This is a genomic window from Rhizobium sp. S163 (assembly GCF_030380805.1).
In the GTDB taxonomy this organism is placed as follows: domain Bacteria; phylum Pseudomonadota; class Alphaproteobacteria; order Rhizobiales; family Rhizobiaceae; genus Rhizobium.
Map to the genome: position 1 here is coordinate 38,670 of NZ_JAUDSA010000003.1, position 19,871 is coordinate 58,540.

At 61.2% G+C, this 19,871-nt stretch carries 16 protein-coding genes and 1 tRNA gene; 12 read left to right on the forward strand and 5 right to left on the reverse strand.

Annotated features, from left to right (window positions below; all coding sequences use genetic code 11):
• The first annotated feature begins 41 nt into the window (after positions 1–41).
• Entirely contained in the window at positions 42–662 is a 621-nt protein-coding gene (locus QTL96_RS00320; protein WP_289726278.1) for a hypothetical protein, read from the forward strand.
• 293 nt (positions 663–955) lie between these two features.
• Here the strand turns inward: QTL96_RS00320 and QTL96_RS00325 are convergent, their stop codons facing one another.
• The 3 genes from QTL96_RS00325 to QTL96_RS00335 all read right to left on the reverse strand — a co-directional run bounded on the left by QTL96_RS00325 (position 956) and on the right by QTL96_RS00335 (position 1,781).
• Positions 956–1,174: a hypothetical protein gene (locus tag QTL96_RS00325; RefSeq protein ID WP_289726279.1), complete on the reverse strand. Its 219-nt coding sequence runs from the start codon at positions 1,172–1,174 to the stop codon at positions 956–958.
• 212 nt (positions 1,175–1,386) lie between these two features.
• A tRNA-Cys gene (locus tag QTL96_RS00330) sits at positions 1,387–1,460 on the reverse strand.
• A gap of 177 nt (positions 1,461–1,637) precedes the next feature.
• Positions 1,638–1,781 carry a hypothetical protein gene (locus tag QTL96_RS00335; RefSeq protein WP_289726280.1) on the reverse strand — a complete coding sequence of 48 codons (144 nt, stop codon included), beginning with the start codon at positions 1,779–1,781 and terminating at the stop codon, positions 1,638–1,640.
• Between the two features lie 399 nt (positions 1,782–2,180).
• Here QTL96_RS00335 and QTL96_RS00340 point away from each other — a divergent pair, with 399 nt between their 5' ends.
• The 6 genes from QTL96_RS00340 to exoR all read left to right on the forward strand — a co-directional run bounded on the left by QTL96_RS00340 (position 2,181) and on the right by exoR (position 10,142).
• Positions 2,181–2,843 (forward strand): protein-L-isoaspartate O-methyltransferase, encoded by a 663-nt coding sequence (locus QTL96_RS00340; protein WP_289726281.1) that lies wholly within the window; start codon positions 2,181–2,183, stop codon positions 2,841–2,843.
• 222 nt (positions 2,844–3,065) lie between these two features.
• A complete protein-coding gene (locus QTL96_RS00345; protein WP_289726282.1) occupies positions 3,066–4,004 on the forward strand; it encodes a DUF2497 domain-containing protein in 939 nt (312 codons plus the stop codon).
• A gap of 120 nt (positions 4,005–4,124) precedes the next feature.
• Positions 4,125–6,968 carry a valine--tRNA ligase gene (locus tag QTL96_RS00350; protein ID WP_289726283.1) on the forward strand — a complete coding sequence of 948 codons (2,844 nt, stop codon included), beginning with the start codon at positions 4,125–4,127 and terminating at the stop codon, positions 6,966–6,968.
• A 435-nt stretch (positions 6,969–7,403) separates the two neighbouring features.
• Positions 7,404–8,612, forward strand: coding sequence for an OmpP1/FadL family transporter (locus QTL96_RS00355; RefSeq protein WP_289727142.1), 1,209 nt, complete (start codon positions 7,404–7,406; stop codon positions 8,610–8,612).
• A 235-nt stretch (positions 8,613–8,847) separates the two neighbouring features.
• Positions 8,848–9,345: a hypothetical protein gene (locus QTL96_RS00360; protein ID WP_289726284.1), complete on the forward strand. Its 498-nt coding sequence runs from the start codon at positions 8,848–8,850 to the stop codon at positions 9,343–9,345.
• Complete coding sequence (exoR, locus tag QTL96_RS00365; protein WP_018900092.1) at positions 9,339–10,142, forward strand: exopolysaccharide production regulator ExoR; 804 nt, start codon at positions 9,339–9,341, stop codon at positions 10,140–10,142. The genes QTL96_RS00360 and exoR overlap by 7 nt, the downstream gene beginning before the upstream one ends.
• 47 nt (positions 10,143–10,189) lie before the next feature.
• On the opposite strand, the gene xth is transcribed toward exoR, so the two are convergent.
• Both xth and erpA read right to left on the reverse strand, forming a co-directional pair.
• Entirely contained in the window at positions 10,190–10,981 is a 792-nt protein-coding gene (xth, locus tag QTL96_RS00370; protein ID WP_289726285.1) for an exodeoxyribonuclease III, read from the reverse strand.
• Between the two features lie 121 nt (positions 10,982–11,102).
• Positions 11,103–11,435 carry an iron-sulfur cluster insertion protein ErpA gene (gene erpA, locus QTL96_RS00375; protein WP_111561376.1) on the reverse strand — a complete coding sequence of 111 codons (333 nt, stop codon included), beginning with the start codon at positions 11,433–11,435 and terminating at the stop codon, positions 11,103–11,105.
• 219 nt (positions 11,436–11,654) lie between these two features.
• Here erpA and QTL96_RS00380 point away from each other — a divergent pair, with 219 nt between their 5' ends.
• From QTL96_RS00380 to QTL96_RS00400, 5 genes are all read left to right on the forward strand, one after another.
• Positions 11,655–12,872 carry a deoxyguanosinetriphosphate triphosphohydrolase gene (locus QTL96_RS00380; protein WP_289726286.1) on the forward strand — a complete coding sequence of 406 codons (1,218 nt, stop codon included), beginning with the start codon at positions 11,655–11,657 and terminating at the stop codon, positions 12,870–12,872.
• Positions 12,873–12,937: 65 nt separating this feature from the next.
• On the forward strand, positions 12,938–14,695 hold the full coding sequence (argS, locus tag QTL96_RS00385; protein ID WP_289726287.1) for an arginine--tRNA ligase: 1,758 nt from the start codon (positions 12,938–12,940) through the stop codon (positions 14,693–14,695).
• 59 nt (positions 14,696–14,754) lie between these two features.
• Positions 14,755–17,832, forward strand: a complete 3,078-nt coding sequence (locus QTL96_RS00390; RefSeq protein WP_289726288.1) for an SPOR domain-containing protein — start codon at positions 14,755–14,757, stop codon at positions 17,830–17,832.
• Positions 17,833–17,971: 139 nt separating this feature from the next.
• The gene (gene nagZ, locus QTL96_RS00395) at positions 17,972–18,985 is read left to right on the forward strand and encodes a beta-N-acetylhexosaminidase (RefSeq protein ID WP_289726289.1); all 1,014 of its coding nucleotides are present in this window, start codon (positions 17,972–17,974) and stop codon (positions 18,983–18,985) included.
• 72 nt (positions 18,986–19,057) lie between these two features.
• Positions 19,058–19,870: a ScpA family protein gene (locus QTL96_RS00400; RefSeq protein WP_052214097.1), complete on the forward strand. Its 813-nt coding sequence runs from the start codon at positions 19,058–19,060 to the stop codon at positions 19,868–19,870.
• The last annotated feature ends 1 nt before the right edge of the window (position 19,871 follow it).

Here is a 19,871-nt window from a genome sequence, read left to right on the forward strand (position 1 = left end):
TTGAAAGGGCATACGGGGATCGAATGAGCAGAGGAACGGATATGGCGACCAACGGTCACTTCGACCCCGAGACCAAATATGTCCAGCTCGGCGAGCGGGTAGAGAACCAGGCGACAAGGATCGCCGATCTTGACCTCAGGATGCGGCAGGGCTTCACTGACATCGGGTCGCAGATCCGCGGCCTATCGGATGACGTCCGGGGTGGGTCGAAAACCCAATGGCCGCTGATCATCGGCTTTAGCTCGATCACCGTCTCAGTCCTTGCAGGCTTGGGCTTCCTCGCTCTTCAGCCTATCAAAGACAACATTTCCCAGATCAGGGAGGACGCGAAGGCGCAGATCGCTAGCACCGCGCTGGCTATCAGCACTGTCGTCGACAAGATGGTGACGCAAAAGGAGATGGAGTGGCGAACAGCCCGAGGCGCGGAAGACCGGTCTAGGATGGAAGGTTCCGTCAAGGAAGTCAGAGACGCGCAAGTCCCGAGAGAAGAGCTTGATCGGGTGTGGGCAAGCTACGATCAGCGATTCCAAGACCAGCAGCGCCAGATCGATGATATCAAGACCGCGCAGGGTAGTGTCTACGGGCAGCGCGACTTCATGCTTGATATTCGAGAGCGCCTCGATCGCGTCGAGCGCCAGAGGCTTACAGGGGCGGGCGGCTAGCCCTGCCTGCTCCCCTTCATCCCATTCGCCGCCATCAGCGCGTGATAGTATTCCTCGACCTTCCTCATGGCTTCGCGTCCTTCCACTTCATATCCTGTGTGTGGTGTATGCCGGTGGCGGACGTGAGGACCATGCGCGGCCCAGAGCCACTTCCCCTTAGTCGGGCCATGCGGCTGCAGCTGTATCCTACCTATCCCGATATTCCCGTCATAGCCTGACCAGTCGGAATCGCTAGGTTCGTCGTTCTCGTCCAGCTTCGTGCGGCGCCAGTGGTAGAGGGGACGATACAAGGTCTATGGCCGAACCGATATCAGGCCGCCGCCGATATAGACGCCCTCTTCTGGCCGTGCCTGATGTCCGTAGGACGTCATATTGTCTCTGTTCAAACGCATCGCGATATCCGCAGCGACAGCATCGCTGGATGCCGTTAGGAACGGACTGGATTCGGTACGCCGATAGACGAGAGCCCCGATGCTGTAGATCGGGAAGTCAGCATATGTCAGAGGCTGCATTTCATTCATCTCCTTTAGCGCCAGTGGTAGAGGGGTTGGTAGCGATCGGGCATGCGATAAATTTCGCGTCGAATCGGTTGCTGTCAATTGGTCGAATCGGGAACGCATTGCCACACCTCGATTTGGTGTGGCGGAAGGGTTCAAGTCCAAATTGCCACACCGGAAAAATTCCGGTGCTTTTTCAGCAAGATAAAAATGTGATGTGAAGATATTGGAGGCCTCGCCCGGAATTGAACCGGGGTACAAGGATTTGCAGTCCTCTGCGTCACCACTCCGCCACGAGGCCTCACGACGCTTACTTTCGAAAGCGTGGGCGGCATTTAGAATGAATAGAAAACAAGCGCAAGGGGGTTGTTCAAAAACCTGGGGGATTTCAGGCGCCAAAGTGAGCCATGGGACATCGCCCGACGAACGGCCATCGAAGAATGGGCATCAATGCCCGTTTTGACGCGGTTGGCTTCTGTCAGTTGCCGCCCCGCAACGAAACGAGCGGCGACACGCCATTGGTCGCTACGCCAGGCACGCTGGCATGCACGAGCGGTATCATCACGACAATTGCAAGCAGGCCTCCGATAAAGAGACCGCCCAAGAGAGCTGATTTCGTCATGACACCCCGCTGGCTTCGTTCTTAGCGGTTCAAGTCATCGCTAATAAAGCTGACGACCACCTGAACGTCGTGGTTGCGGGGGGACGATGTCCAAATCTCAGCTTGTCTCTTTTCCAAGTAACCCGCAGCACATGATCGCGATGAGCGCGGCGACGATGAAAAAGTCGAACAGCGAGAAATATTCAGCTATGACTGACATGGTCTTCTCCTCCTTATTCCTCCGGTTGCAATATTATCACAATCTCATGAACGTTTCCATGGATTGTTCTTGAGTCCTTGAGGGATTGGGTTTGCCGTCCGAATTCTTGCTGCAGTCGCTAAGGAAGCCTTGAAAGCCGGTTCCCCTGCGATTAAGACACGGGTGAGCAATAAGCGCTTTTCATTGGGCGAGAGGACACTATGAATTTCGAGACGGCACGCGCCAACATGGTCGACAACCAAATCCGCACCACGGATGTCACCTCTCATTCCGTTCAGGCCGCTTTCCTTGCCGTGCCGCGTGAGGCTTTCGTCCCGGAAAAGTCCAAGGCGATCTCCTACATCGACACCGACGTCGAAATCTGTCCGGCGGCAGCCGGCAAGCCGGCGCGTTTCCTGATGCAGCCGTCGCCGCTCGCCAAGCTGCTGCAGCTTGCAGCCGTGACCAAGGATGACGTCGTTCTCGATGTCGGCTGCGGCACGGGTTACGTCTCCGCACTCTTCTCCAAGCTCGCCGGTTCCGTTGTGGCGCTCGAAGAAGACGAAGCGCTGGCCGCCGAGGCAACGGCAAACCTTGCCGATTACGCCAACGTATCCGTCGTAACGGGATCGCTCGAAGCTGGCAGCGCCAAGGGCGCGCCCTACGACCTGATCTTCGTCAACGGCGCGGTGGAAGAGGTTCCGGCTTCGCTCTTCTCGCAGCTGCGTGAAGGCGGTCGCCTTGTCACCATCAAGGGATATGGCGGCTCGGCCCGCGCGACGGTGTTCGTCAGCGAGCGCGGCGCGGTCTCCGAGAATGTCTTCTTCAACGCTTCCGTCAAGCCGTTGCCGGGCTTTGCCAAGGCACGCGAATTCGTGTTCTAAGCGACGCGCGACGCGGGTTTTCGATGATGCGGGCGCCACTGGCGCCCGTTTCTGTTTCAGGCGGACCGTCGAAGCAGTCATTGACCTTTGAGAAAACTGTGCAAAGCGGCAGTCATTTGATTCGCGATGATTTTTTTCCCCGATCGGCTATCCTACAGTCTGGGTGATTCGGATGCCGACACCTCGCAATCCGGTCGTTGTTTGAGAATAACGGGGATAGATATGGCTCAGCCAAGCGTAGCGCGTGAACCGTCCATGGAAGAAATCCTGGCGTCGATCCGCCAGATCATCGAAAGCAATGAGCCGGGCGCGGGCAGGGCACTCTCCGCATCGCTGCCGCCTGTTTATGGTGATGATGAAGACGATCACGGCTCCGACATTCATCTGACTGTTGATCAGGCCTATGCCGGCGTGGAATTCCCCGATCCCGCACCGCAGCAGACCGATCCGCGCTTCGTAGCCGCCAATTCCGCTGGCTCCGCACCTGCGCAGGAAGCGCCGCGCGCCGCTATGTCGCTCGCCGATGTCGCCGCCCGCGTTCGCGCCGCCTCCGAGCGCAACACCCTTCAGCCGCAGCGCGAACCACCCCTCGAGTTCCGCCAGCAGCCTGCGCCGGTCGCACCGGCTCCCGTCATGGAAGCTCAGCCGCACCAGGCAGTCGAGGAGCACCCGGTGATGCACCAGGCCGCCCCGGCGGCTCAGCGTACGCCTGAGCCCGTGCTGGTCGAAGAATCGGCCGCGATGGCATTCGAAATGCCGTCTCAGGAGCCGGCGGCCGTGGAGACGGAAACGGTTCAGCCAGCGGCAGCGCCGGTTCAGGAGCAGGTCGCCATCGCTCCGCCCATGGCTGCCGCGCCGATCGCAGCACAGCCGCTCTTCGCCGAGCCGGTTTCCGCGCCGCTATCGGATCGCCTTCTGCCGAGCCTGATGGACGAAACCCAGCAGTCGCTGCTGTCGCAGGATGCCGGCCTGCAGATCGCCCGCTCCTTCGAGGAACTGGCCGCCGCCATCGATGGCGCCGAGCGCCGCTCGCTGGACGAGATCGCCGAAGATATGCTGCGCCCGATGCTGCGCGACTGGCTCGACGACAACCTGCCGACCCTGGTCGAGCGCCTCGTGCGCGAAGAGATCGAGCGCGTGGCGCGCGGCCCGCGCCGCTGATCGGATCCGTCGCTTTTTACAAAGAGCCGCTCCGGTCCCCGGGGCGGCTTTTTTATTGACTTGCCGGCGGGCATCCTATTTACAACCCGCATCCAGAAAACCTCCAGATTTGGTCCAAAAATGCTCGAAAAGACCTACGATTCCGCAGCCGTTGAACCGAAGATCGCCGCGAAATGGGACGAGGCGGACGCTTTCCGCGCGGGCGCCAACGCCAAGCCGGGCGCTGAAAGCTTCACCATCGTGATTCCGCCGCCGAATGTGACGGGTTCGCTGCACATGGGCCACGCGCTGAACAACACGCTGCAGGACATCATGGTCCGCTTCGAGCGCATGCGCGGCAAGGATGTGCTGTGGCAGCCGGGCATGGACCATGCCGGCATCGCCACGCAGATGGTCGTCGAGCGCAAGCTGATGGAACAGCAGCTTCCGGGCCGCCGCGACATGGGCCGCGAAGCCTTCATCGAGAAGGTCTGGGAGTGGAAGAACGAATCGGGTGGCCTGATCTTCAACCAGCTGAAGCGCCTCGGCGCCTCCTGTGATTGGTCGCGCGAGCGCTTCACCATGGACGAGGGCCTGTCCGAGGCCGTCCTCGAAGTCTTTGTCAGCCTCTACAAGGAAGGCCTGATCTACAAGGACAAGCGCCTCGTCAACTGGGACCCGAAGCTCCTGACCGCGATTTCGGACATGGAAGTCGAGCAGCTGGAGGTGAAGGGCAATCTCTGGCACTTCCGCTATCCGCTGGAAGCGGGCGTCACCTACCAGTACCCGATCGCTTTCGACGAGGAAGGCAAGCCGACGGAATTCGAGACGCGCGACTACATCGTCGTGGCTACCACCCGTCCGGAAACGATGCTCGGCGATACCGGCATCGCGGTTAATCCTGAAGACGAGCGCTACAAGTCGATCGTCGGCAAGCATGTCATCTTGCCGATCGTCGGCCGCAAGATCCCTATCGTCGCGGATGATTACGCCGATCCGACCGCCGGTACCGGCGCCGTCAAGATCACGCCTGCGCACGACTTCAACGACTTCGAGGTCGGCAAGCGCGCCGGCCTGCGCGCCATCAACGTCATGAACATCGATGCCTCGATCTCGATCAAGGAAAACGAGGACTTCCTCGAAGGTCTCGATCATCCGGCGGCCCTGCATGGCGCCTGGGACCGCTTGGAAGGCCAGGACCGTTTCACCGCCCGCAAGATCATTGTCGAGATTTTCGAAGAGGCCGGCCTGCTCGATAAGATCGAGCCGCACAAGCACGTCGTCCCGCATGGCGACCGAGGCGGCGTGCCGATCGAGCCGCGCCTGACCGACCAATGGTGGGTGGACAACAAGACGCTGGCCCAGCCGGCGATCGCGTCGGTCCGCGAAGGCCGCACCAATTTCGTGCCCAAGAACTGGGAAAACACCTATTTCCAGTGGATGGAAAACATCCAGCCTTGGTGCATTTCCCGTCAGCTGTGGTGGGGTCACCAGATTCCCGCCTGGTACGGTCCCGATGGCCAGGTCTTCGTCGAGAAGACCGAGGAAGAGGCGCTGCAGGCCGCCATCCAGCACTACATCGCTCACGAGGGACCTTGGAAGGCTTGGGTCGAGGAAAAGCTCGAGAACTTCCAGCCCGGCGAAATCCTGACGCGCGACGAAGACGTGCTCGATACCTGGTTCTCGTCCGCTCTCTGGCCGTTCTCGACCCTCGGCTGGCCGGAAAAGACGCCCGAGCTTGCTCGCTACTACCCGACCAACGTTCTGGTTACCGGTTTCGATATCATCCCGTTCTGGGTTGTTCGCATGATGCAGATGGGTCTGCACTTCATGAAGGACGAGGACGGCGTTCCGGTCGAGCCGTTCCACACGGTCTATATCCACGCGCTGGTTCGCGACAAGAACGGCCAGAAGATGTCGAAGTCGAAGGGCAACGTCATCGACCCGTTGGAACTCATCGACGAGTACGGCGCCGACGCGCTGCGCTTCACGCTGGCGATCATGGCAGCCCAGGGCCGCGACGTGAAGCTCGATCCGGCCCGCATCGCCGGCTATCGCAACTTCGGCACCAAGCTTTGGAATGCGACGCGCTTCGCCGAGATGAACGGCGTCGTCAACGACCCGCATTTCATTCCTGAAGCCGCCGAGCTCACGGTCAACCGCTGGATCCTGACGGAACTGTCCCGCACCGAACGCGATCTTACCGAGGCGGTCGAAGCCTATCGCTTCAACGATGCCGCCGGCGTGCTCTATCGCTTCGTCTGGAATCAGGTCTGCGATTGGTATCTCGAACTGCTGAAGCCGATCTTCGGCGGCACGGACGAGGGCGCCAAGAAGGAGGCGCAGTCCTGCGTCGCCTACGTGCTCGAAGAGATCTACAAGCTGCTGCACCCGTTCATGCCCTTCATGACCGAAGAGCTCTGGGCGCATACGGCAGGCGAGGGTCGCGAGCGTGATGGCCTGGTCTGCCACGCCGAATGGCCGTCGCCGTCCTACGCCGACGACGCGGCAGCCGACGAGATCAACTGGCTGATCGACCTCGTCTCCGATATCCGCTCGGTTCGCTCCGAAATGAACGTACCGCCGTCGGCCGTAGCCCCGCTCGTCTTCGTTAACGCCAACAGCCTGACGCGTGACCGGCTGTCGCGCCACGATGCGGCGATCAAGCGCCTGGCGCGTGTCGATGGCATTTCGCTGGCCGAGCAGGCGCCGAAGGGTGCGGCCCAGATCGTGGCTGGCGAAGCGACGGTCTGCCTGCCGCTCGGCGCGCTGATCGATCTCGGCGCCGAAAAGGCCCGCCTCGAAAAGGCGATCGCCAAGACCGAGGCCGAAATGGCAAGGATCAACGGCAAGCTCTCCAACGAGAAGTTCGTCGCCAACGCCAACCCGGAGGTCGTGGCAGCCGAACGGGAACGTCTGGAAGAGCTGACGGTCCAGCTCGCGAGCCTCAAGATCGCGCTCTCGCGTGTAGATGAAGCTTCGTAAAATCAACTTTCAATAGTATTTCATTCCAAGGCGCCCGATGAAGAATCGGGCGCCTTTTTTCGAAAAATTAACCGTAATCAGGCCTTCCGCCGCCACAACTTGGCCGGAGAGGCACCATTTTTCAGCTTTTCCACGAAGTTTTTCCTAAAAATCGAACTGTTGTCAGAAGGTAACATAACTGTGCTCGTATAGAACGATCGCTCTATCGCGTGATCGATTCCAGGATTTTTTGAGATATTTTTTCTAAGATGGGGAAATTTTGACGTGCCCGTCAATTTTTTACGTAAAGCATCCATTAGCTCACTTTTCAATCGCGCCCGGTCACGAAGTTGCCATTTTAACCTCTCGCCGTCACAGTCCCACAATCGCAATTGCCTCAGTGGGGGAGACACCTTGGCATCTCGTAAGGTTCTGGCGGCAGCCCTGCCGCTTGTTATGATTTCGACGCTCACCCAGCCTGCCTTCGCGGGTGGTCTGGATCGTGGCGGCTATAATATCGATCAGTTGTTCGATGCATCGCAGTTCTCCGTCCAGTCGGGCGTGATCTATGTCATGCCGCAGCGCAAGCTGAAGAATGTGAAGGACGTCCCGACAAGTGGCGGCGATCTGACCAGGTTCCCCAACCATGCCGATGACACCACCAATTACGCCGTTCCCTACGTTGGCTTGAAGGGCGGTGTCGGCGATGTCGACTGCTTGCTGGACTATTCGGAGCCTTTCGGCGCGCATACCAACCCGGGCGTAAACTGGGCAGGTGCGAACAACAACATTGAGACGAAGGTTGAGAGCCACAACTACGGTGCGACCTGTTCCTATAAGTTCGATGTTGGACCCGGTCAGTTGCGTGTGATTGGCGGTGTCTTCTATCAAGAGATCGAAGGTTTTCAGGAAAAGCTGGTTTCGTTGATTCCGGCTCCAGCATCTGCGCTTTACAGCGGCGTGGGGCGCCTCGACATCTCCGATGATAGCTGGGGGTGGCGCGCAGGCGTAGCCTACGAGATCCCAGAATATGCGCTGCGGGCCAGCCTCGTGTACAATAGTCGCGTCAAATACGACAATCTGACCGGCACCGTGGACCTGACGCAGGTGCCGAGAACGCCCGGAAACCCGGCCAACATCTATCTTCAGGGCGTAACGCCTGTATCCGGTTCCGCTGAAGCGCCTGAATCGCTTGAGTTGAAGCTCCAGAGCGGTATCGCACCGGATTGGCTGGCTTTCGGTTCGGTCAAGTGGACAAACTGGAGCGTTCTCCAGTCCATCCCGTTCTGCCCGACGAACGGTCTCCCGTGCCCTAGGGGCGGCTTGACTTCGCTTGATCTCGGCTATCGCGATGGCTGGACGGTCAGCGGTGGGATCGGCCACAAGTTCAACGACCAGTGGAGCGGCGCGGTCAGCGTCACCTGGGATCGCGGCACCAGCGATGGTTACGGCTCCCAGACCGATAGCTGGCTGCTCGGCGTCGGCGCGGCCTACAGCCCAACCGAAAACATCGAATGGCGCCTTGCGGGTTCAGTCGGCATCCTCACCAGCGGTGAATCGGGAACCTTCACGCGTGACGGCGTCACTTACGGCGACGATGTCACTTATTCCTTCGGCAACGATCTCGTGGCGGCGATCTCCACCAGCATCAAGGTCAAGTTCTGACCAGCCAAGATCAGTGCAAGTGAAAGCCCGGCAAACTGTCGGGCTTTTCTTTGTCTGGGCGCCATTAAGCATGCTCTCGTCACGTGTCATTTTGTGACGATTCAGCAACAGTTTTTTTTGAGTGTTGGCGTATGATGGGCTCCATCACGAATTGTCCATTTCCCGCCACAAACTAGGCGCAGCGGTAATCTCGGGCGAGGGAATGACAGGCATAGGGTGCGCGTAAAAGAGTAAGATGGGTCGTTTTTCGGTGAGTGTGAAAGAGACGGACATGAGGTGTGGCGCAGTTGCCGCCGCTTCGCTTGTTTCGCCTGTTTTACAGGGTGTTTCAGCCGGTAAGCGTCGTTCGATCGCAGCCTTCTCAAGCCTTTCATTTTCCTCACGTTCGACGGTGTTTCCTAAATCCGGACCGGCTTTCGGTAACGACGTCTCGCGTTTTGTCACAATTGGTGACTACGACATTTCTGAAGGCGAAATGCCGCTCCGCGGGCTCGCCGAAATGAGGTTGAAGGCATCGCCGTCAGTTCGCGCCGGAAAGCGGGCGGATGCGGTCGGTGCGAAGGGAATGACGGCTCTCCTTGAAGAGCAGAAGGCTGGATGCGACGCGGGCAAGCGGGTCTTGGAACCCACCGCGGGATCGCTCGCCGAAGGGACTTTATCTGCGGGCCGAACGGGCGGGATGTTCGAGATGGCGCGTATGGGTGGAAACGAAAGAAATCGAGTGAAATGCTGACGTTCGAGTTCAGACCTTTCAGATTGATGCTTATGGGGCTCTCCGTCGCTTGCTGCGCGGCGATGAGTTGTCCGGCAAGCGCGTTCGACATCAAGTCGGGCGTCAACAAGGAATCCGGTCCTTTCGATCTCTTCAAATTCGGTTTCAAAGCCTACAAGAACGGCCAGAAGGAAGAGGCCGTCGAAGCCTATAAATACGCTGCCGAGAAGGGCCACACCGGCTCGCGCTGGGCGCTTGCCAACATGTATGCCGATGGCGACGGTGTCGCGCAGGACGATTTCGAAGCTTTCAAGATTTATAGCGAGATCGCACAGCAAGGCGTCGAGCCCGGCTCCGAGGATACCGGTTTCTTCGTCAACGCGCTGCTGTCGCTCGCCGGCTATTACAAGCATGGCATTCCGGGCAGCCCCGTGAAGACCGATCTGACCCAGGCGCGCCAGATCTATTTCCAGGTTGCCTCCACCTTCGGCGTTCCCGAAGCGCAGTTCCAGCTGGCGCAGATGATGCTTGCCGGCGATGGCGGTGCCACCAGCACGCAGCAGGCCAAGAAGTGGCTGAACCAAGCCCGCAAGGCCGGTCACCCGGGCGCCATGTCCGTCTTCGGCAATATCCTGTTCCAGGAAGGCCAGTCGGCCAACGGCCTCGCACTGATGACGGCCGCACTCGATCGCTGCAAGCCGAAGGATTGCAACTGGATGGAATCGCTGCAGGAACAGGCCTTCTCGGTTGCCAGCGAAAGCGACCGCCGCAACGCCATCGCTCTCTCACACAAGATCGCCAGCAGCAACACCGACTGACGATCACAGGACGGGACGCCACCGGCGTCCGTCATCGATGAACGCGCTTAGGCCGCGAAATCGAAATAAGCGACCACAGGCACGTGGTCGGAAGGCTTCTCCCAAGCACGCACATGTTTTTCGATCGCCGTCGAGGTCATCCGGTCGGCGGCTTCCGGCGACAGCATCAGGTGATCGATGCGAATGCCGTTGTTCTTAGGCCATGCGCCGGCCTGATAATCCCAGAACGTATAGGCGGGCACCGCATCCGTCGTCGCGCGCACAGCATCCGTCAGCCCCAGGCTCTCGAGCCTGCGAAACGCCTCGCGCGTCTGCGGCAGGAACAGCGCGTCGTTTTCCCACACCTTGGGGTCGAAGCAATCATGCGGCTCGGGGATGACGTTGTAGTCGCCGGCAAGGATCAGGATCTCCTCGTAAGCCAGCCGCTCGGCAGCGAACGTGCGCAGCCGCTCCATCCAGGCGAGCTTATAGCTGTATTTCTCGGTATCGACGGGATTGCCGTTTGGCAGATAGAGGCAGCAGACGCGGGCGACGCGATTGCCGGGAATGGAGAACACCGCCTCCAGAAAGCGCGCCTGCTCGTCCAGCGGATCGCCCGGCAGGCCGCGCGTCACTTCGTCCGGCTTGGTCTTGGAAAGAATGGCGACGCCGTTGAAGCCCTTCTGCCCATGCGTTTCCACATGATAGCCGAGAGCCTCGATCTCCAGCCGCGGAAAGCCTTCGTCGACCGACTTGATCTCCTGCAGGCAGGCGATATCGGGGTTCGAATCTTTCAGCCACTGCGTGAGATTGTCGATACGCGCCTTGACGCCGTTGATGTTCCAGGTCGCGATCTTCATTCTTTGGTCCCGTTCCGCTGTGACGTCTTCTTCTAGCGTGGTCTTGAGACAAGCGACAAGACGTTAAACCGGCCGGAAGACAATCTTCGGCCGGTTCTGTGTGGATAGCGGGAGAGGGTGGTCAGATCGAGAAGCTGGTTCCGCAGCCGCAGCTCGCTACCGCGTTCGGGTTCTTGATCTGGAAGGACTGGCCGAGCAGGTTATCGACGAAATCGATCTCCGAGCCCGCCATGTAGATCAACGACATGCTGTCGATCAGCACCTTCGCGTCGTTCTTCTCGACGACCACGTCGTCATCCTGGATGCCGTCGGTCAGGTCGAACTTGTAGGAAAAACCCGAACAGCCGCCGCCTTCGACGGAAACGCGCAGCGCGCTCTTGCCGGGGTCGCTGCCGACGATGGTGGCGATTCGCTTCGCAGCCGCGTCGGAAAGGGTTACACTTGCTTCGGTCATGTCTGCTCCTGCCGGGGTCAAGATCCGGAGAGAATAGTGGTCCAGCCATCAATATAAACGGCTGTTTTTCAATGCTATCGCGCCTTATATCATGAAAGCGCGGCCCGCGGCAAAGTGGGCGATACGTCGTCTCTTTGCCGTTTATGCTCTCTATAGGTATGAAGAGCATATGGCGGCGTCAATGGGCGTGAGCCTGGACATGGCGAGTGACGGTGAAGAATGACGATCGACAGACGTGCATTAGGCTTCGGTAACAGCGACAGGGCAATCTACGCGGCTGACCCGTGGACGACGCGTGGGCGGCTCTATCCCGAGAATTCCAGCCCGACGCGCTCGGACTTCCAGCGCGACCGCGACCGCATCGTCCACACGACCGCCTTCCGGCGCCTCAAGCACAAGACCCAGGTCTTCATCGCCCAGGATGGCGATCACTATCGCACGCGGCTCACGCATACGATCGAGGTCGCCCAGATCGCCCGCGCGCTCGCAAGGGCGCTGAAGCTCGACGAGGATCTGGCCGAAGGCGTCGCCCTCGTGCACGATTTCGGCCACACGCCCTTCGGCCACACCGGCGAGGACGCTCTGCACGAGGTGCTGCTGCCCTATGGCGGCTTCGACCACAATGCCCAGTCGCTGCGCATCGTCACCAAGCTCGAACGTCGCTACGCCGATTTCGATGGCATCAACCTGACGTGGGAGAGCCTGGAAGGCCTGGTCAAGCATAACGGCCCGCTCTTGACCAAGGACGGGACGGGCACGCGCGGCCCCGTGCCGCAGCCGATCCTCGATTACTGCGAGATCCACGATCTCCAACTCGACACCTACGCCAGCCTGGAAGCCCAGGTGGCCGCGATCGCCGACGATATCGCCTACAACACCCACGATATCGATGACGGCCTGCGCTCTGGCTATCTCACCTTCGACATGCTCGAGGATATTCCGTTCCTGGCCGGACTGATGGCGGAGGTGAGGGAGCGCTACCCCACTCTGGAGCCGAGCCGCTTCACGCACGAGATCATGCGCCGCCAGATCACCCGCATGGTCGAGGACGTGATCTCCGTCGCCCAGGAGCGTCTGGCCGAAATCCGCCCGGAGAGCGCCGACGACGTCAGGCACGCCAGCCGCGTGATCGCGACGTTCTCTGAGGGCATGGCCGAGACGGACAAGCAGATCAAGGCGATGCTCTTCAAGCGCATCTACCGCCATCCCGACATCATGCGCATCCGATCAGGCGCCGCGCAGATCGTCACCGACCTGTTTTCGGCCTACATGGCCAACCCGAAGGAGATGCAGAGCCACTATTGGGTGGATCACATCGCGGGGCTGGCAGAGGCGCCGAAGGCGCGCCATGTTGGTGATTATCTCGCCGGCATGACCGACACCTACGCCATCAGCGCCCACAGGCGATTGTTTGACCAGACTCCGGATTTGCGCTAGGCAGCGGTCGCTCGGCAAAGGCCGGGCGGATGCCGTGTGGCACAGCCTATGCATGGAAGAGTGCGATGAACCTTTTTACCGATTTCGAAGCCAGGATTAAAACCGCCCTTGAACAGATTGATCTGGTCAAGGAAAAGCGATCCGAGCTGGATTTCGGACGCATTGCCGTCGAGCCGCCGCGTGACGCGAGCCATGGCGATGTCGCGACCAATGCGGCGATGGTGCTTGCCAAGCCGCTCGGCACCAATCCGCGCGCGCTGGCCGAAATCATCACCGAAAAGTTGAAGGAAGACCCAGACGTCGCCGAAGTGTCGGTCGCGGGACCCGGCTTCATCAACGTCAGGATCGCCGTCGGCTACTGGCAGCGCCTGCTGGCCTCGATGATCACTGCTGGCACCGACTACGGTCGCTCGACGATGGGTGAGGGCCGCAAGGTCAACGTCGAATACGTCTCGGCCAACCCGACCGGCCCGATGCATGTCGGCCATTGCCGTGGCGCCGTCGTCGGCGACGCGCTGGCCAACCTCTTGTCCTTCGCCGGCTTCGACGTCACCAAGGAATACTACATCAACGACGCCGGCTCGCAAATCGACGTCTTGGCGCGCTCCGTGTTCCTGCGCTACCGCGAGGCGCTCGGCGAAAAGATCGGCGAGATCCCGGCTGGTCTCTATCCAGGCGACTATCTCGTGCCTGTTGGCGAAGCGCTGGCGCGTGATTACGGCGTCAAGCTGCACAACATGCCCGAGGATCAGTGGATGCCGCTGGTCAAGGATCGCACCATCGATGCGATGATGGTGATGATCCGCGAGGATCTGGAGGCGTTGAACGTCCATCACGACGTGTTCTTCTCCGAGCGCACGCTGCACGCCAATGGCGCTGCCGCCATCCGCACTGCCATCAACGACCTGACCTTCAAGGGCCACGTCTACAAGGGCACGCTGCCGCCGCCGAAGGGCCAGCTCCCGGAAGATTGGGAAGATCGCGAACAGACGCTGTTCCGCTCGACTGAGGTCGGCGACGACATGGACCGCCCGCTGATCAAGTCAGACGGCTCCTACACCTATTTCGCCGCCGACGTCGCATACTTCAAGAACAAGTTCGATCGCGGCTTCAGCGAGATGATCTACGTGCTCGGCGCCGACCATGGCGGCTACGTCAAGCGCCTGGAAGCGGTCGCGCGCGGCGTGTCGGAAGGCAAGGCCAAGCTTACCGTTCTGCTGTGCCAGCTGGTCAAGCTGTTCCGCAATGGCGAGCCGGTGAAGATGTCGAAGCGCTCGGGCGACTTCGTGACGCTCCGCGATGTGGTCGAGGAAGTCGGCCGCGATTCGGTGCGGTTCATGATGCTGTATAGAAAGAGCTCGGAGCCGTTGGACTTCGATTTCGCCAAAGTAACGGAACAGTCGAAAGACAATCCGGTCTTTTACGTACAGTACGCGCACGCCCGTTGCATGTCTGTCTTCAGGCAGGCGAAGGAGGCGTTTCCGGATCTCGACGTGTCGCCTGAGACCCTCGCGAACGCCGTGTCCGGAATCTCGGATCCTGCGGAATTACAATTGGTTGCGAAGGTTGCCGAGTTCCCTCGGCTGGTCGAGGCGGCGGCTCAATCGCAAGAGCCGCATCGTGTCGTATTCTACCTCTATGATCTTGCCAGTTCTTTCCATGCACATTGGAATAAGGGCAAGGATCAGGTAGACTTACGATTTATTAACGATAAGAGCCGAGAGTCTAGTATTACCAGACTAGGGCTGGTGTACGCCGTTGCGTCCGTTTTGAAGTCGGGTCTTGCCATCGCAGGAACGGCTGCGCCGGAAGAGATGCGGTAGCGTCACCATTTACCCACAATGCGCTGGCACGAAACCTTTGCATTTGCGAGTGGATGAGTATGGCAGATAAACAGCGGGCGTATGACACGCGTAACGATGCGAACCTCTTTGCTGACGACGATCCCCTTGCGGAGCTTGCGCGTATCGTCGGTTTTGAGCCCCGTGTAGCGGCAAACACCGTCGAAGCGGCGCCAAGGCAGGAGCCTGCCTTCAATCTCGAAGACGAACTGCTGCGCGAGTTCGAGCGTTACGACGCTCCGACCGCGCCTGCAGTCGTCGCTCATCCGATCGAGACGGCTTACGCTCAGCCTGAGCCCGTAGTTTATGCCGAGCCGGAGCCCGTCACTTATGACGAGCCCGAGCCGCACTACGAACCCGCACAGCACTACGAGCCTGCGCAGCACTACGAACAAGCCCCGCGCTATGAGGCCGAGCCGGTTCATTACGAAGCGCCGGTTGTCTCGGAACGGGTCGAAGACGAGGCTCTACCTGTCGTCGAACAGCCCGATGCCCGCGCGATTCTCTCGTCCGCCGATTGGGCGGCCAGCGTCTCGCGCCCTGCGGAGCCTGTCTCCGGCGGCGCCCGCGATCTGATCGAGGAGCTTGAGCTTTCGATCAGCGCCGCGCCGACGCCGGTTCAGCCTGCCAAGGCCCCGCAATGGTCGGCCGCAAGCATTCGCTTGCCGATCGCCAATTTCCATACGTCTCGCCGCGAAGAGCCGGCCGCAACGCCTGTTTCTGCCCTGGCGCCTGTTGTTGCCGCCGAGCCGGTGGCTGTTGCTCCGCGCTTTGAAGCGCCGGCAGCTGCCAGCTTCCCCGCCGAGATCGATCGTCATGAGCCAGCCGTCGTTTTCGAACAGCCCGTCGCCGAGCCGATCGTCGAACCCGTTGTCGATCATAGCGCCTTCGATCTGGCCGCTGCTGCCAAGGATGGCGACGTCAAGGCCGATGCCGCGCTGACGGAAGCCGTATCCGAAGTCGATGATATCGCTTTCGATATCGATGACCTCCTGGCCGATGTTTCGCAGTATCCGGTTACCGCTCGCGAAGCCGCGCCCGTGGAGGCCCAGCCGGTCGCCCCGGTCGTCCACGAGCCGATCCCTGCGCCCGCCTATGTGCCCGAGCCGCCCGTCGCCGTCGCTCCTGTCGCGGCAGCACCCGTAGCGCCTCACTATGCACCCGAGCCGCAGCCGGTCGCCGCCAAGTCCGCACCCGACGCGGAAGACCCGTTTGCCGGCCATGACTTCGAGCTGGATCTCGAAGGCATCGAGCTTGAACTCGCCGACCTGGATTTCGTCGAGCCCGTCGTGGCTGAGGAGATCGAGCAGCCGAAGCCGCAGCCTGTAGCAGCACCGGTGGCCTACCAGCCGGCAGTCCGCCAGCCTGAGCCTGCCGCGCAGCCGGCACCCGCACCTTACCAGCCGTCCGCCCCGGCACAGGCTTATCAGGCGCCGGCCTACCAGGCGCCCGCCTATCAGGCAGCCGCCCCGGTCTACCGTTCGCCGGAGCCCGCAGCGCCGTCGTACCGTGCGCCGGCACCTGCCGTCGACACGACGGAAGAGCTGCCCTTCGATCCGTCGATGATCTCCGATGCGGAGTATCAGATGGAAGCAGTCGAGATGCATGTCCCGACGCTGCCGCCGGTCGAAAAGCATGAACCCGTTCCCGCGATGTCGGATTTCGATTTCGACGTCGATTCGGAAATCGCCAACCTGCTGACGCCAGCCAAGCCGGTCGAAGCACCCGCAAAGCCGGCTCAGGACATCCGTGCTCGCGCCCAGGCTTCGGTCGCCGCCGTGGCATCCGTCGCACGGCCGCAGCCGTCGCAGCCGCAAGCCCAGAGCTTCGATGAATTCGAACGCGCTCTGGAGGAAGATTTCCGCCGCAGCGTCAACGAGCCCGTGCAGCAGCGTCGCGAGACGGTGTCCGAAGTTCAGATCCAGTCGGCGAGCGACGCCGAGGATATGAGCCGCGCCCGCTCGATGAAGCGCATGCTGGCGGCAGCCGCTGCCATCGTCATCTTCGGCGGCGTCGCTTATGCCGGCTATTCCTTCCTGGCGCGCGACGGCGGCCTCGGTATCGCCAGCGGCGAACCGCGCGTCATCGTGGCCGACAAGGACCCGGTCAAGGTCGTTCCGGAAAACCCGGGTGGCAAGACCGTTCCGAACCAGGACAAGGCTGTCTACGACAGCGTTGGTGGCGCCGCCACCGAAGCCCCGAAGCAGAAGTCGCTGGTATCAAGCGACGAGCAGCCGGTTGATGTCGTTCAGCGCACGCTGACGCCGGAAACGCTGCCTGAAGATAACGACGCCCCGATGCCATCCATGGCGACGCCGGTCGGCGACACCGAGGATCCGCGTCTGCTGCCGAACGACAGTGCGACGGATACGGCTGCTGCCGCTCCGTCGGATGCCGATCGTTCGCCGTCGGTCTCGGCCCGCAAGGTCCGCACCATGATCGTCAAGCCGGACGGCACGCTGGTCGCCCGCGACGAGCCGGCGCCGGAGCCTGCTGCATCCTCGCTGCCGAAGCCCACCTCGGTGCAGACGCAGAAGATTGCCGCAGGTGGTGCATCGGCTTCTGCCCCGACGATCGAACAGCTGGCGTCCGCCGACATTCGCTCGACGCCGGTCGAAGGTGCTACGCCGACCGCAAAGCAGACTTCCGAGAACGTGCTTGCCAAGGCCGCGGCGGCAACGCCTGACAGCGTCAACCCGCCGGTCCGTGCCGTAACCAGCACCAAGACCGACACCGCGCCGACCCCGGCATCGCGTCCGGGTGCTTCGGCTCTCGCACCCGCGACGGCAGCACCGGCACCAGCTGCCCAGGCACCGAAGGAAGTCGCGGCGGTTCCGCCGGCAGCGGCACAGGCCCAGCCGACCACGGCCGCTCCTGGCAGCTACGGCGTCCAGATTGCATCGCTGCCGTCTGAAGCCGAAGCCAAGAAGTCCTATGCAAGCCTGTCGAAGAAGTTCGGCGGCGTGCTGGCTGGCATGCCTTACGAAATCCGCAAGGCCGACATCGCAGGCAAGGGCACCTACTACCGCCTGCGCATCACTGCCGGTTCCAAGGACGAAGCAGCCGCGATCTGCGAGAAGTACCGTGCAGCTGGTGGCTCCTGCCTGATTTCGAAGTAAGTCTCGAAACTGAATTGATAGAGAGCGGCGGGGCAACCCGCCGCTCTTTTCGTTTGTGGGGCTCTCTTTGTGCCCTTCTTTTTTGTGAATGGCAGTTGACGCTGCTCGCATTTCGCGAGGGCGTCTCTATGATTCGGGTATGACCGAATCAAAAGCGATGATCCTTGGCTGTAGCGGCCTTTCCCTGACGCCCGAAGAGAAGGCCTTCTACGCGGGCGAGCGCCCCTGGGGCTTCATTCTGTTCGGCCGCAATATTTCCGAACCGCAGCAGATATCGGACCTCGTAGCCGAGATGCGCGAGAGCGTCGGCTGGCACGCGCCGGTGCTGATCGATCAGGAGGGCGGTCGCGTCCAGCGCGTTCGCCCGCCGATCCTGCCGCATTATCCCTCCGGCCAGCAGCTCGGCGATCTCTATCGAGAGAATGCTGAAAAGGGCAAGCGCGCGGCCTGGCTGATGTCGCGCCTGCACGCCTTCGATCTCTCGAAGTTCGGCATCAACGTCGATTGCCTGCCCGTGCTGGATGTCCCGGTCGAAGGCAGCAGCAATGTCATAGGCAACCGTGCCTATGGCATGGACCCGAAGACGGTGACCGACATGGGCATCGCCGCGTCCGAAGGCCTGAAGGCGGGCGGCGTGCTCTCCGTGATGAAACATATGCCCGGCCACGGCCGCGGCTTTGCCGATTCCCATCACGAGCTTCCGGTCGTCCGCGTCTCGCGCGAAGAACTCGAAGCCCACGACTTCCCGCCATTCATCACCATGAAGGACGAATTGATGGCGATGACCTGCCATCTCGTTTTCACCGCGATCGACCCGGAAAATCCGGCGACCACCTCGCGCAAGGTCATCGACGGGATCATCCGCGAGTATATCGGCTTCAAAGGCCTGTTGCTTTCCGATGATAGTTCGATGAACGCGCTAAGCGGCACGCTTGGTGAGCGGGCGGCGAATATCATTGCGGGCGGGTGCGATATCGTGCTGCATTGCAACGGTCATATGGATGAGATGCTTGAGGTGGTCGCCAACGTGCCGCTGCTCCAGGGTGCTGCACTTGAGCGCGCCAAGCGCGTGGAGCAGGGGTTCCCAGCGGCGGATGGCGCCGACGAGGCCGCGATCCGCGCCGAATTCAATGCGATGTTTGCGACGGCCTGATCGCGAAAGGAACGAGACGACGTGACAACGACGACAAAGGCTCAGGAGCGCCCGCAGACATCGGCAACGCCGATGGACAAGCTGTGGCAGGACGGCAGCGCCGACCGCGCCTCGACCGATCCGGCGCTGTTGATCGATGTCGCCGGCTTCGAAGGCCCGCTCGACCTGTTGCTGCATCTCGCCCGCACGCAGAAGGTTGATCTATCCCGCATTTCCGTGCTGGCGCTCGCCGAACAATATCTGCTGTTCATCGATAGCGCCCGCCGCATCCGCATCGAGCTCGCGGCGGACTATCTGGTCATGGCGGCATGGCTCGCCTACCTGAAGTCGCGCCTGCTCATTCCGCAGCAGGTCAAGGACGACGGCCCCTCGGGTGAGGAAATGGCGGCGTCGCTGGCGTTTCGTCTGAAGCGCCTGGAAGCGATGCGCGAGGCTGCCGGCGGACTTGTGAACCGCAATCGTCTCGGCCGCGACGTCCTTGCCCGTGGCGCACCCGAACATATCCCCGATCGCCACCAATCGGCCTACGACGCCAGCCTCTACGATCTGCTGACGGCCTATGCCTCGCTGCGCCAGCGCCAGGCGGTGACGCAGGTCACGATCGCGCGCCGTACTGTCTGGTCGCTCACCGAAGCGCGCGAGCTGCTGACCCGCCTGATCGGTGAGATCGGCGACTGGACGGCGCTCGAGCAGCATATCCTGACCTACATGGTTTCGCCCGAGGACCGGGTGACGGCGATCGCCAGCGCCTTTGCCGCCTCGCTCGAACTCGCACGTGAAGGCAAGATCGAAATCCGCCAGGAAGGCGTCTTCGAGCCGATCTACATGCGGCGCGGACCGAACCATGCCACGGTGCAGGTCGTCGAACAGGAGTTGCCGGCTTGAG